The sequence below is a fragment of the Oceanobacter sp. 1_MG-2023 genome (assembly GCF_030689025.1).
Lineage (GTDB): Bacteria > Pseudomonadota > Gammaproteobacteria > Pseudomonadales > Oceanobacteraceae > Oceanobacter.
In genome coordinates this window covers 44,783-58,113 of the sequence record NZ_JAUYWA010000010.1, presented here as the reverse complement: position 1 = coordinate 58,113, position 13,331 = coordinate 44,783, and the positions used below count along the sequence as shown (strand labels likewise).

Annotated in this window: 13 protein-coding genes; all 13 read left to right on the top strand. The window is 53.9% G+C overall.

Features of this window, described 5'->3' with window-relative positions:
- Positions 1-28: 28 nt before the first annotated feature.
- The 13 genes from paaG (at position 29) to Q8W22_RS08595 (ending at position 13,307) form a co-directional block, all read left to right on the top strand.
- Entirely contained in the window at positions 29-820 is a 792-nt protein-coding gene (gene paaG / locus Q8W22_RS08655) for a 2-(1,2-epoxy-1,2-dihydrophenyl)acetyl-CoA isomerase PaaG (RefSeq protein WP_305452132.1), read from the top strand.
- Entirely contained in the window at positions 821-2,362 is a 1,542-nt protein-coding gene (paaH, locus tag Q8W22_RS08650; protein ID WP_305452095.1) for a 3-hydroxyacyl-CoA dehydrogenase PaaH, read from the top strand.
- Positions 2,355-2,852, top strand: coding sequence for a hydroxyphenylacetyl-CoA thioesterase PaaI (paaI, locus tag Q8W22_RS08645; RefSeq protein WP_305452094.1), 498 nt, complete (start codon positions 2,355-2,357; stop codon positions 2,850-2,852). Before paaH ends, paaI begins: the two co-directional genes overlap by 8 nt.
- Complete coding sequence (gene pcaF, locus Q8W22_RS08640) at positions 2,845-4,059, top strand: 3-oxoadipyl-CoA thiolase (protein WP_305452093.1); 1,215 nt, start codon at positions 2,845-2,847, stop codon at positions 4,057-4,059. The genes paaI and pcaF overlap by 8 nt, the downstream gene beginning before the upstream one ends.
- A gap of 155 nt (positions 4,060-4,214) precedes the next feature.
- Positions 4,215-5,534 carry a phenylacetate--CoA ligase PaaK gene (paaK, locus tag Q8W22_RS08635; protein ID WP_305452092.1) on the top strand — a complete coding sequence of 440 codons (1,320 nt, stop codon included), beginning with the start codon at positions 4,215-4,217 and terminating at the stop codon, positions 5,532-5,534.
- A 179-nt stretch (positions 5,535-5,713) separates the two neighbouring features.
- The gene (gene paaA, locus Q8W22_RS08630) at positions 5,714-6,703 is read left to right on the top strand and encodes a 1,2-phenylacetyl-CoA epoxidase subunit PaaA (protein WP_305452091.1); all 990 of its coding nucleotides are present in this window, start codon (positions 5,714-5,716) and stop codon (positions 6,701-6,703) included.
- Positions 6,704-6,724: 21 nt separating this feature from the next.
- Positions 6,725-7,006, top strand: a complete 282-nt coding sequence (gene paaB, locus Q8W22_RS08625) for a 1,2-phenylacetyl-CoA epoxidase subunit PaaB (RefSeq protein WP_305452090.1) — start codon at positions 6,725-6,727, stop codon at positions 7,004-7,006.
- 9 nt (positions 7,007-7,015) lie between these two features.
- The gene (gene paaC / locus Q8W22_RS08620) at positions 7,016-7,777 is read left to right on the top strand and encodes a 1,2-phenylacetyl-CoA epoxidase subunit PaaC (protein ID WP_305452089.1); all 762 of its coding nucleotides are present in this window, start codon (positions 7,016-7,018) and stop codon (positions 7,775-7,777) included.
- Positions 7,764-8,327, top strand: a complete 564-nt coding sequence (gene paaD, locus Q8W22_RS08615; RefSeq protein WP_305452086.1) for a 1,2-phenylacetyl-CoA epoxidase subunit PaaD — start codon at positions 7,764-7,766, stop codon at positions 8,325-8,327. The genes paaC and paaD overlap by 14 nt, the downstream gene beginning before the upstream one ends.
- Positions 8,328-8,369: 42 nt before the next feature.
- Positions 8,370-9,446, top strand: a complete 1,077-nt coding sequence (gene paaE / locus Q8W22_RS08610) for a 1,2-phenylacetyl-CoA epoxidase subunit PaaE (RefSeq protein ID WP_305452085.1) — start codon at positions 8,370-8,372, stop codon at positions 9,444-9,446.
- A 54-nt stretch (positions 9,447-9,500) separates the two neighbouring features.
- Positions 9,501-11,561: a phenylacetic acid degradation bifunctional protein PaaZ gene (paaZ, locus tag Q8W22_RS08605; protein WP_305452084.1), complete on the top strand. Its 2,061-nt coding sequence runs from the start codon at positions 9,501-9,503 to the stop codon at positions 11,559-11,561.
- Positions 11,562-11,762: 201 nt separating this feature from the next.
- Positions 11,763-12,794, top strand: a complete 1,032-nt coding sequence (locus Q8W22_RS08600) for a TRAP transporter substrate-binding protein (protein WP_305452083.1) — start codon at positions 11,763-11,765, stop codon at positions 12,792-12,794.
- A 3-nt stretch (positions 12,795-12,797) separates the two neighbouring features.
- Positions 12,798-13,307 carry a TRAP transporter small permease gene (locus Q8W22_RS08595; protein WP_305452082.1) on the top strand — a complete coding sequence of 170 codons (510 nt, stop codon included), beginning with the start codon at positions 12,798-12,800 and terminating at the stop codon, positions 13,305-13,307.
- Positions 13,308-13,331: the final 24 nt, after the last annotated feature.

Below are 13,331 nucleotides of genomic sequence, written 5' to 3'. Positions count from 1 at the left end.
CATTCTGATCTCCAGGAGCAATATGCCTATGAATTTCGAGCATATTCTGTATTCCGTTGAGGACGGCGTTGCCATCCTCAGTTTGAACCGTCCCAAAGCGTTGAATAGCTTTAACGAAGCCATGCACCTTGAAGTCAAAGAGGCCCTGAAAGCGACTGTCGGCAATCCGGAGGTCCGCGCCTTGCTGTTGACGGCAGAGGGCCGCGGTTTTTGTGCCGGCCAGGATTTATCTGACCGCAATGTTGACCCTAATGCTGATTCACCGGATCTGGGGTTGTCGATCGAACGCTTTTACAACCCATTGATCAAGACCCTGCAAGACTTGCCGATGCCTGTGATCTGTGCTGTCAACGGCGTCGCAGCCGGTGCTGGTGCGAATATTCCTTTGGCGTGTGACCTGGTACTGGCGGCCCGCTCCGCCAAGTTTATTCAGGCGTTCTGCAAAATTGGTCTGGTGCCGGATTCTGGTGGTAGCTGGTTTCTGCCACGCTTGGTCGGCCTGGCCCGTGCTAAACAAATGGCCTTGCTGGGAACGCCTGTTACGGCTGAGCAAGCGTATGACTGGGGCATGATCTACCGCGTGGTGGATGACGAAGCCCTGCGTAACGAAGCACTGATGCTGGCGAAGCAATTAGCGATTCAACCGACGCAAGGTTTGGCGCTGATCAAGCGTGCCTTGAATCGCAGCGTCAGCAACAGCTTCGAGGAGCAGATGACGCTGGAGAGAGATCTACAGCGTTTGGCCGGTCGTACTGCCGACTACCGCGAAGGCGTAAAAGCCTTTATGGAAAAACGCACACCTGAATTCAAGGGGCGCTGAATGATGCCAGAACAGACCCATACATTGAGTATCGACACTCTGGTTGCCGTCATTGGTGCCGGTGCGATGGGAGCGGGTATCGCTCAGGTCGCGGCCCAGGCCGGTCACCCGGTGAAACTGTATGACAATCGCGAAGGTGCTGCTGCCCATGCCATTGATACGATGGCTGCTCAGCTGAATAAGTTGGTTGCTCGTGGCAAACTCACGGCTGAACAGCGTGATGCGGTACTGTCTCGTATCACTCCGGTTGATGACATTGAAGCATTGGCGGATGCCAAGCTGGTGATCGAGGCCATTGTTGAAAACCTCGACGTCAAGCGCAGCGTATTGGCAACACTGGAAGACGTTTGCTCCTGCGATTGCATTCTGGCCAGCAATACTTCGTCGTTATCCATCACCAGTCTGGCCGCCGACTGCCGGTATCCTGGCCGTATCATCGGTATGCACTTCTTTAATCCAGCTCCGATCATGAAGCTGGTGGAGGTGGTGTCTGGCCTGGCAACGGATTCCAATGTCGCCAGCACTGTGTACGACACTGCCCTGAACTGGGGCAAAAAGCCGGTGCATACCCTCTCCACACCGGGCTTTATTGTGAATCGAGTGGCGCGTCCGTTTTATGCTGAAAGTCTGCGTCTGCTGCAGGAGCAGGCCGGTGATTGTGCCACGTTGGATGCCTTGATGCGCGACGCTGGCGGTTTTCGTATGGGAGCGTTTGAACTGACCGACCTGATCGGTCATGACGTTAACTATGCGGTGACCTGCTCTGTTTTTACTGCCTATTACGGCGACTTCCGTTTCCAGCCCTCACTGATCCAGAAAGAGCTGGTCGATGCTGGCTATCTGGGCCGAAAGGCCCGTCGCGGTTTTTATCACTACGGTGAGGCTGCTGAGAAACCGTTAGCCCTTACCGTGCCGGTCAGTTCTGATACTCCATCCGGATGTGTGGCACTTGGTGATGTCGGTTTGCTGTCGGTATTGGTGCAACGGCTGGCACAAGCGGGTATCACGGTGGATCAGGAGTCTGCATCCGATGCCGGGGTGTTGCGCATCGGAACCGCCACCGTCGCTTTGACTGACGGTCGACTGGCATGTCAGCGGGCGCTGGAAGAGGGTCTCACTAACTTGGTGCTGATTGATTTGGCGCTGGACTACAACCAGGCATCCAGACTGGCCATTAGCCGTGCTCACAACACATCGACAGACGCAGTTCAGCAAGTCGTGGACTGCTTGGCTCAGGCCGGGATTCAGGTCAGTGAGCTGACCGATGTGCCGGGGTTGGCGGTGATGCGAACGGTTTGCATGTTGGCGAATGAAGGTGCGGATGCCGTATTGCAGGGGGTTGGTGATGCAATCGGCGTCGATACCGCCATGTGTTTTGGGGTGAATTATCCTCGTGGGCCGTTGCGGTGGGCCGATCAGATCGGCCTTGCCAGAGTCGACCAGCTGTTGACTCATTTGCAGGCGGCTTACGGCGATGATCGTTATCGTCCTTCCTTGTTGATTCGTCGTCTGGCACTGCAAGGAGGTCGTTTCCATGACTGATCAACCGCACCTGCAAGCGATGAGTGCCGAGGAACTGGCGGTGGCTTGTGCCAACGAGTTGTATCGCCGTGATCGCGCGACACAACATCTGGGCATCGAGCTGCTGCGATCGTCACCGGGCCAATCCACGGTAGCGATGACAGTGGCTGATTTTATGTTGCAGGGTCATCAGACTTGTCACGGTGGTTATCTGTTTACGCTGGCGGACTCTGCGTTCGCTTTCGCCTGCAATACCTACAACGAGCCCACTGTCGCGATCGGTTGCGCCATCGATTATGTTGCGCCGGGGCGCGGTGGAGATGTGCTGACGGCAACGGCGGTTGAGCGCAGCCGCAGTGGTCGGACCGGCAACTACGATGTCGAAATTCATAATCAGGATGGTCATCTGATTGCCTTGTTTCATGGCAAATCCTACCGGGTGCGTGGCCAGATTCTGGAGCCGAAAACTCATATTCAAGCCACCAACACCCAGGAGAATAACAATGATTGATGCCTATATTTGCGACGCCATCCGCACCCCTTTTGGCCGTTACGGCGGCGCTCTGGCTCCGGTGCGTACCGATGATTTGGGTGCTATTCCGCTGAAGGCGCTGATGGCGCGTAACCCCGATGTCGATTGGGCTTCGGTTGATGATGTGATTTATGGCAATGCCAACCAGGCTGGTGAAGACAACCGCAACGTTGCGCGCATGTCGGCATTGCTGGCCGGTTTGCCAGTCTCGGTGCCGGGCACGACAGTCAACCGCCTCTGCGGCTCTGGTATGGATGCTATTGGTCTTGCAGCGCGGGCGATCAAGTCTGGAGAAACTGAACTGATGATCGCGGGTGGTTGTGAATCCATGTCTCGTGCCCCTTTTGTGATGGGCAAGGCCGAATCCGCTTTTAGTCGCACAGCGAACGGGTTGTACGACACCACCATTGGCTGGCGTTTTATCAATCAGAAAATAAAAGCGCAATATGGTGTGGAATCAATGCCGGAAACCGCCGAAAACGTCGCTGAAGATTTTAATATATCCCGTGCAGATCAGGATCTTTTTGCCTACCGCAGTCAGCAGAAAACGGCCGCTGCTATGGACGCTGGCTTGTTCAACGAAGAAATTTGCCCGGTGGTGATCCCGCAACGCAAGGGTGAGGATATTGTGGTGGATACCGATGAGCATCCGCGAGCATCCACGACATTGGAAGGGCTGGCCAAGTTGAAAGCGCCCTTCCGTGAGGGTGGTTCGGTTACAGCTGGTAACGCATCCGGTGTGAACGACGGTGCCTGCGCGCTATTGATTGCTTCCAGAGCTGCTGCAGAGAAAAACGGCCTGATACCCAAAGCGCGTGTTGTGGCGATGGCTACCGCTGGCCTGGAACCACGCATTATGGGTTTTGGCCCGGCACTGGCAACCCGAAAAGTGTTGGCTAAAGCAGGTCTGTCGCTGGCACAGATGGATGTGATCGAACTCAACGAAGCGTTCGCCTCTCAAGGCCTGGCGGTACTGCGTGAGCTGGGCCTGGCGGATGATTCGACTCGCGTTAATCCGAACGGCGGTGCCATAGCGCTCGGTCATCCGCTGGGAGCCAGTGGTGCTCGTCTGGTAATGACCGCAATGTATCAATTGCAACGTATCGGTGGTCGCTATGCTCTCTGTACCATGTGTATCGGTGTTGGCCAAGGGATTGCCATGGTGATTGAGCTAACAAATGACTGAGCTGACCGGATAGTCGGCACTGGCCTGGCGGCCTTTGGCTAGTCGGAAAATATAAAAAAGAAAACAGTCGGCGCCCAGTTGGATGCTGCAGAACCCCTGAGTGGGTTTCATTACCTTATCAAAACAACAATAAAAGATAGATAGAGAGACTCAGCATGAATATTCGAGACCAGTTCAAGCAGGATCAGCTCGATCCGATGGAAACTGCCAGCATAGATGAGTTACGTGCCCATCAGCTGCAGCGGCTGAAATGGAGTATTGGTCACGCTTACCATAACGTGCCGCTGTATCGCCAGCGTTTTGATGCGGCCGGTATTCACCCGGAAGACATTCAGTCGCTGGATGATTTGGCCAAGCTGCCTTTTACCACCAAAGCCGACCTGCGTGACAACTACCCGTATGGCATGTTCGCGACCTCGATGGATGACATCGTGCGCTTGCACGCCTCCAGTGGCACCACTGGCAAGCCGACGGTGGTGGGATATACCCAGAATGACATTGATACCTGGGCCAACATCGTTGCTCGTTCCATTCGGGCGGCAGGTGGTCATCGTGGTGACAAGGTGCATATCTCTTATGGTTATGGATTGTTTACCGGTGGACTGGGCGCGCATTACGGAGCTGAACGCCTGGGTTGTAGTGTGATTCCAATGTCTGGTGGCCAGACTGAAAAACAGGTGCGCCTGATTCGTGACTTCCAGCCTGACATTATCATGGTTACCCCTTCCTATATGCTCAATATCGCCGATGAAATGGAGCGTCAGGGCATTACTCCAGATGATCTGTCCTTGCGGTTGGGTATTTTTGGTGCGGAGCCATGGACTGATGAGCTACGTCGTTCAGTGGAGCAGCGGCTGGGCATTCAGGCGCTGGATATCTATGGCCTGTCGGAAATCATGGGGCCCGGCGTGGCGATGGAGTGTGCGGAAACCAAAGATGGTCCGACCGTTTGGGAAGATCACTTCTATCCGGAGATTATTAACCCGGCCACCGGTGCAGTTCTAGCGGATGGTGAGATGGGCGAGCTGGTGTTTACCACCCTTAGCAAGGAAGCCTTGCCGATGATTCGCTATCGCACCCGAGATCTGACCCGATTGTTGCCTGGCAGTGCTCGCCGGATGCGCCGGATCGACAAGATTACCGGTCGTAGCGATGACATGATGATTATTCGTGGTGTTAACGTCTTTCCCACTCAGATCGAAGAAGAGGTGGTTAAAGTTCCACAGTTTTCAGAAACTTATGCGATACACCTGTATCGCAAAGGAAACATGGATAGCATGGAAGTGCACGTAGAGCTGCGGCCAGAATTCCACTATCTGGATGAGGCACAGACCCAGCGTTTGGTGCAGGAACTGAAGCACCACGTGAAGTCATCAGTGGGTATCAGTGTGGCTGTTGATGTACGTGGTATAGGCACTATTGCCCGATCAGAGGGAAAGGCTCAGCGGGTGTTCGACAAACGGCGACAGGGCTAACGAACAGGGCGCTGTTTGGCCAGGGCTTCCTGTCGCGGGTTGGTCAATCCAGGCCAATGTCCCTGGGATCGGATAGTTTTGCTCTTTAAGTGATACGAAATATTTTATTTAAATTAGTTTTTAGTATCATTATTGGAATCAACGGCAGCAGCGGCTGCCCAGTACTACCGGAGATATTCATGTACGCACAAATGGTTGAGACAGGGGTCAAGCAAGTCAAAGCTCTGGACGACATGTCCCCGGAAGAGCGCGCCTTTCAGGAAAAGGTTGATGCGGAAATCAAGATTGAGCCCAAAAACTGGATGCCAGACGCCTATCGCAAGACCCTGATTCGTCAGGTGTCCCAGCATGCCCACTCGGAAATTGTCGGCATGTTGCCAGAAGGGAACTGGGTCACTCGTGCCCCGACCTTCAAGCGCAAACTGCAGCTGATGGCGAAAATTCAGGATGAAGCGGGTCATGGACTGTATCTGTACAGTGCGATGGAGACCCTCGGTGCCGATCGTGATGAAGAAGTTGAAAAATTGCACAGTGGCCGGGCCAAATATTCCTCTATCTTCAATTATCCGACTTTGAACTGGGCGGATATGGGTGCTGTTGGTTGGTTGGTCGACGGTGCTGCCATCGTGAACCAGGTGGTGTTGCAGCGCACGTCTTACGGCCCGTATTCCCGCGCCATGATCCGTATTTGCAAGGAAGAAAGTTTTCACCAGCGTCAGGGTTACGAAATGCTGCTGACTATGATGCAACAGGGAAATGACGCCCAGAAAGCAATGGTGCAAGACGCTATCAATCGTCTGTGGTGGCCAGCCTTGATGATGTTTGGCCCCAGCGATGCTGACTCACCCAACAGTGCGCAATCCATGGCCTGGAAAATCAAACGTCACACCAACGATGAATTGCGTCAGCGCTTTATCGACCAGACCGTGCCACAGCTGGAAATTCTCGGCTGTAGCGCCCCCGATCCCGACCTCAAGTGGAATGCAGAGCGAGGCCACTACGATTTCGGTGAGATTCAGTGGGGGGAATTTTTTGACGTCATCAAAGGCAATGGCCCCTGTAACCGTGAACGCCTTGAAACTCGCCGGAATGCCATCAGCGACGGTACCTGGGTTCGCCAGGCAGCGGTTGCACACGCTAATAAGAAAAAACAACGGGCAGCTGCCTGATTGATACCGGAGATTAAAACTATGTCTGAGTGGACTCTTTTTGAAGTGTTCGTGCGCAGCAAACACGGCTTGAACCATAAGCATGTTGGCAGCGTTCATGCGGCAGATACCGACATGGCGCTGGAAAACGCCCGCGATTTGTATACCCGTCGCAGCGAAGGAGTCAGCCTGTGGATTGTGCCTTCCAATATGATCACAGCGTCGGCGACCGACGAAAAAGAAGCTTTGTTCGATCCATCCGATGACAAGGTTTATCGCCATGCCAGCTTCTACAAGCTGCCCGATGAAGTCGGCCACATGTGAGGCACTGCCATGAACCAATATGACGATCTGAGCGAATACTTGCTGCGCCTCGGTGACAGCGCTGTAGTGCAGGGGCAACGCCTGTGTGAATGGTGCGGACGGGCACCGGCACTGGAAGAAGAAATGGCATTGATGAACGTGGGTCTCGACCTGTTTGGGCAGGCTCGCAACTGGCTGGAGTTCACGGCAGAACGGCTGGATGACGGTCGTTCTGCCGATCAACTGGCTTTCTGTCGCGATGAGCGTGCCTATCGCAACCTCTTGCTGGTCGAGCAGCCAAACGGCGATTTTGCTGTCACGATGTTGAAGCAGTTCTTTTACGACGCTTGGCACTACCACGTACTGACGGCATTAAAAGCCTCGTCCGACAAACGTGTTGCGACGATTGCCGCGAAGGCTCTGAAGGAGGTGACCTACCATTTGCGCCGTTCCTCCGACTGGGTACAGCGCCTTGGCGATGGCACCGAGGAAAGCCACGACCGGATGGTCAAGGCACTGGATGTGGTTTGGCGTTTTACCGTTGAGTTGATGGCTGGGGACGAAGTAGAAAATCGGTTGGCAGCTGCTGGAGTGATAGCTGCTCCGGAATTGATCGCAGAGCAATGGCTGGCAACCGTCAGTCAGGTGCTTGAGCAGGCGACGCTAACCGTGCCGCCAGCCGCGCCTTCGTTTTATCTGAGTGGCCGTGAAGGCATGCATACCGAGTGTTTGGGCGTATTGCTGGCTGAAATGCAGTCCCTGCAACGAGCGTACCCTGATGCCGTCTGGTGAGTTGCCTCCGTTGTCGGCGGCGGTAATTGAGCTGATTGGCAGTGATCGACAGGGGCGCGCTGGTAGCCCTGAGGACATTGAGCGAGCCTGGTCCGTACTGGCCGACGTGATGGATCCTGAGGTGCCGGTGATCAATGTCGTCGATCTCGGCATTGTGCGCGACGTACGCTGGTCAGCGGGGCACTTGCAGGTGATCGTCACGCCCACCTACTCCGGTTGCCCGGCGACTGAATTTATCGAAACCCTGATTGAAGAAGCCCTGACTACTGCAGGATTTCACCAACCGGTACTGAAGCAGCAGCTGGATCCAGCCTGGACTACTGACTGGATTACTGCCGCTGGGCGAGAAAATTTGCGCGCCTATGGGGTTGCGCCACCGGTAGGCAGTGCCAACAAGCTGAGTTTGTTGGCCACGGCATCGGAGATTGCTTGTCCCCAGTGTGGCAGTGTCCACACCGAACGTGTCAGCGAATTCGGATCAACGGCGTGCAAGGCCCTTTATCGCTGCCTGGACTGCCTGGAACCGTTCGATTATTTCAAATGTATTTGAGCTGAGTCACTGCCAATAAGACGGTGGCTCTGGAGAGAGACAATGAGTCAATTTCACTCGTTAACCGTTTCCGATTTGCGTCGCGAAACACGAGATTCAGTATCACTGGCCTTTGCCGTACCTGCTGAGCTGGCCGACACCTATCGCTTTACCCAGGGCCAGTACCTGACCTTGCGCACTGAGATTGAAGGTGAAGACGTGCGCCGTTCCTATTCGATTTGTACCGGTGTTAACGATGGGGAACTCCGTGTTGCTGTTAAAAAAGTCCCTGGCGGCCTGTTTTCTACTTTTGCCAACGAGCAGTTGCAGTCGGGTGCCCAGCTACAGGTGATGCCACCAATGGGCAGCTTCTATACCGAGCTGAATCCTGAACGTGCAGGACACTACCTGCTGGTAGCGGCAGGTAGTGGCATTACGCCGATTCTATCGATTGTAAAAAGCACGCTGGAGGTGGAGCCCCATAGCACAGTCACTGTGATTTATGGCAATCGCTCCAGTTCTTCGGCGATGTTCCGTGAAGCGCTGGAAAACCTGAAAAACACTTGGATGGGGCGGTTAAACCTGATCTACGTGTTTAGCCGGGAGCAGCAGGATATTGATCTGTATAACGGCCATATTGACGCTGATAAGTGCCGTACTCTGTTTAGTCGATGGATTGATACCAGAACACTGGATGCCGCTTTTATCTGTGGTCCGGAAGCAATGACAGAAACCGTGCGCGATACCCTAAAAGAGTGTGGTCTGGCTGCCGATAAAATCCATTTTGAACTGTTTGCCAGCGTCGGTAATGAGCGCAAGCGCGAACAGCGGGCAGATGCTGCCGCCAGCGGCACTGGCATCAGTGAGATTACGGTGATTCGTGATGGTCACAGTAAAATCTTCGACTTGGCCCAGAACACCACCAACTTGCTGGAAGCAGGTAATGAGCACGGCGCCGAGTTGCCGTTTTCCTGTAAGGCAGGGGTGTGCTCAACCTGCAAATGTAAGGTCATTGAGGGTGAAGTCGATATGGATGTCAGTGTTGGCCTGGAAGAGTACGAGGTAAAGGCTGGTTATGTATTGTCGTGTCAGTCGTACCCGCTCAGTCGCAGGGTGGTACTGGATTTCGACGAAGTCTAAGAATGACTGAACACTTTCTATCACCTGTTTTAACCGGAGCTTCCAGGAGTCGACATGAATCAGTTACCGACGTTACAAAGTTTTATTGCGGGCCAATGGATTGGTGCGACTGCGGCCAGCCCGCTGACCAGCGCTGTCAATGGCAAGCCGGTGTATCACACCCATGCAGAGACCATTGATTTTGAGCAGTCATTGGACTTTGCTCGTTGTGCAGGTCAGCAATCACTGCTGGCGATGGATTTCCAGAGCCGTGCAGCCTGTTTGCGGGCGCTGGGCAAGTACCTGATCGAACACAAGGAAGCCCTCTACGCCATTTCTGCCCATAGTGGTGCCACTCGCGCCGACAGTTGGGTTGATATTGAAGGTGGCGCTGGCACCCTGTTTGCCTACGCCAGTCTGGGCCGACGGGAATTGCCTTCTGGTAACCTGATCCCGGAAGGCGATGTGATACCGCTGGGGCCAACAGGAGCCTTTGCGGGTGGTCACATTCTGGTGCCACGTCGGGGGGTTGCGGTGCATATCAACGCCTTCAATTTCCCTGTGTGGGGCATGTTGGAAAAATTTGCGCCCAACTTCCTCGCCGGAATGCCCTGTATTGTCAAGCCGGGTTCCTCTACCAGCTATGTCACCGAAGCGGCTGTAAGGCTGATGCAGCAGTCGGGCTTGTTACCGGAAGGCAGCTTGCAGTTGGTGATCGGTCGCACCGGCGACTTGCTGGATCGTCTGGGTGGGCAGGATATTGTGACGTTCACCGGGTCAGCCGCAACAGCGGCCAAGTTGAGGGTAACGCCTAATCTGGTTGCTAACTCGGTGATGTTTAATGCCGAAGCCGACTCCCTCAATTGCGCCATTCTAGCGCCGGATGTAATGCCGGACGACGCTGAATTTGATCTGTTTGTAAAAGAAGTTGTCCGTGAAATGACCACCAAGGCAGGGCAAAAATGTACCGCCATTCGCCGGGTGTTGGTGCCTGCGGACAAGGTGGATGCAGTGACAGAAAAACTGATCTCCAGGTTGGCCAAAACCCGCGTCGGTGATCCGGCGATTGAGGGAGTACGAATGGGAGCGTTGGCTTCCCATGACCAGCAGCGCGACGTGCGTCATCAGGTCGAAGCCTTGATGACCAGCTGCGAACGGGTATATGGAGGTGCGGCCGATTTCGCTCCGCTTGGTGAAGGTGCCAGTGATGGAGCTTTCTTTGAGCCAACCCTGCTGTTGTGCCGCGATCCCGATGCAGAGGGTGGCGCTCATGATATTGAAGCGTTTGGCCCGGTCAGTACACTGATGCCATATCGGGATATTGACCACGCGATTGAGCTGGCGGCTCGTGGCAAGGGTTCGCTGGTGTCGTCAGTGATTACCCGAAGCCCGGAGCTGGCTGCCCGGATCGTACCCGCCCTCGCCAGCTGGCATGGTCGTGTTCATATTCTCGATGCTGAAGCCGCTACGGAATCGACAGGCCACGGATCACCACTGCCCATGTTGAAGCACGGCGGCCCTGGTCGTGCCGGTGGTGGCGAGGAACTAGGAGGAATCCGGGCAGTAAAGCATTATTTGCAGCGTACGGCGGTGCAGGGGTCGCCCACAATGTTGACTGCCGTAACCGGAGAGTACGTGCGCGGTGGCCAAACCTATGAGACCGAAGTACACCCGTTTCGCCGTCATTTTGAAGAATTGAAAATTGGTGAGTCGTTGCTGACGCACCGACGTACAGTGACCGAAGCCGATATCGTCAACTTCGGTTGTTTATCTGGTGATCATTTTTATATGCACTTCGATGAACTGGCAGCACGGGATTCGCAGTTCGAACAACGTATCGCGCATGGTTATTTTGTGTTATCGGCCGCCGCCGGTCTGTTTGTATCCCCCGGCGTTGGCCCGGTGCTGGCCAACTACGGCCTGGATAACCTGCGGTTTGTGAATCCGGTCGGTATTGGTGACACGATTCAGGCGCGGCTGACTTGTAAACGCAAAATCGATCAGGGCAAGGAAAGTCCGAAGGGTGACCCTCAGGGGGTTGTGGCGTGGGATGTTCAGGTGACCAATCAGCAGGGTGGGCTGGTGGCCAGCTATGACATTCTGACACTGGTGAAAAAACTGGGTGTCGGCAATTAACCCCGGTAAACGATTTTATTTCCATATAATAAGGGAGTGTGAAGTATAAAAATATTATTTTTCTGGCGTTGATAATGTTAATAAATCGGTATTTTAGCCTGATGAGTTAATGCCGAAATAAAGTAGTGCCCATTTGGCTTTTTATCGCAGTTTGATAACGAGACAAAATAAAATAAATCTAAAAGCAAGGGTGAAAATGACATGATCAGTATTAAAAAAATGGCGGCAGCCGGTGTGGCAATTGCGGCATTGATGAGCTCCGCCGTCAGCCATTCTGCCACCGAATTACGGGTTGGTACCTGGTTGCCACCAACCGACAATCAGAATGCCATTGTTTGGCCGACCTGGGCCAAATGGGTGGAAGAAGCCACTGAAGGGCGGGTTAGAGTTAAACTCGAGTACGGTTTAGGTCATCCGAAAACCATGTTTCAGCTGGTGGAAGATGGCGTGGTTGATGCCAGCTTCAGTTATCACGGGTACGTACCGGGCCGTTTTAAACTGCCACAAATTGTGGAACAGCCAGGGCTAGGTGTCGGTGCTGAAGCTGCCTCAGTGGCGCTTTGGCGTGTGTACGACAAATATTTCCGCGCCGCGAATGAATTTGAAGGTCTAGAGGTCTTGGGGATGTTTACCCATGGCCAGGGCACTATTCAGTCGAATTTTCGTGTCACCTCGTTGGCTGACCTGGAAGGCAAGAAAATTCGTGTAGGAGGGGGGATCCAGACTGAATTATCAGAAAAAATGAAAGTAACTCCTGTGTCTGCACCCGCCACCAAAGCTTACGAAATGCTGCAGCAGGGAGTGATCGATGGCATCTTTATGCCGATGGCACAGCAAAAAAGCCTACGTCTGAGCGAAGTCACCAAGTACATCACGATTTTTCCGGAAGGCATGTACATGGGCAGCTTTTCCATGTTCATCAACCCGGATTTTCTCGATAGCCTGAGCGAACGTGACCGTAAGGCCATTATGTCGGTATCGGGTGAGAAATTGTCCCGGATGGCTGGTGCGGCCTGGGAAGAAGGTGACGGGGAAGGCTTTATCACTGCCAAGGCCGACAAGGTAGAAATCAACGAAGTCGGAGCTGCGCAGCTGCTGTCGCGTCAATTCAATACGCTGATTACCGGTATGGATAAGCTCTGGATAGACTCTGTTGCTGACCGCAAGGTTGACGCGGAGGCGGCCTTGGCTGAGTTGAGAAATACTGCCCGTAATTACCATAGAGCGAAATAGCAGATGGTGTTTTCTGATTGGATATCAGAACACTACGAGGAGAAGGGACCAGCTAGGTGGCTGGCCTTCTCCCTTGAGTGTGTTGCTGCTGCCGTGCTGATGGCGCTGATGCTACTGACGTGTGCCGATGTGATCGGACGCTATTTTTTAAACAACGCGGTCGATGGCACAGTGGAGATCACCGAGCTGGCACTGGCGGTGGTGGTGTTTGCCGAAATGCCGGTTATTACCTGGCGCGGAGGTCATGTCGTTGTCGATCTGTTGGATCGTTATATGAACCATCGACTGGTCAAGGCGTTGGGGTTGTTATCTGCTCTGCTGGTCTCTGGGGCTTTTTATGCCGTGGCTGGGCGCATGATGTTTACCGCTGAGCGTTCGTTACGGCGCGAAGTTGTCACCGAGTATTTGCAAATGCCGGTTGGTTATATTGTTCAGTATATCTCAGTGATGAGCTATATCTGTGCCATTGCCATGGTCAGCTATGGAATATATCGAATATTTAATGACGAGTGATGAACTGAAATTATTTTTACCACT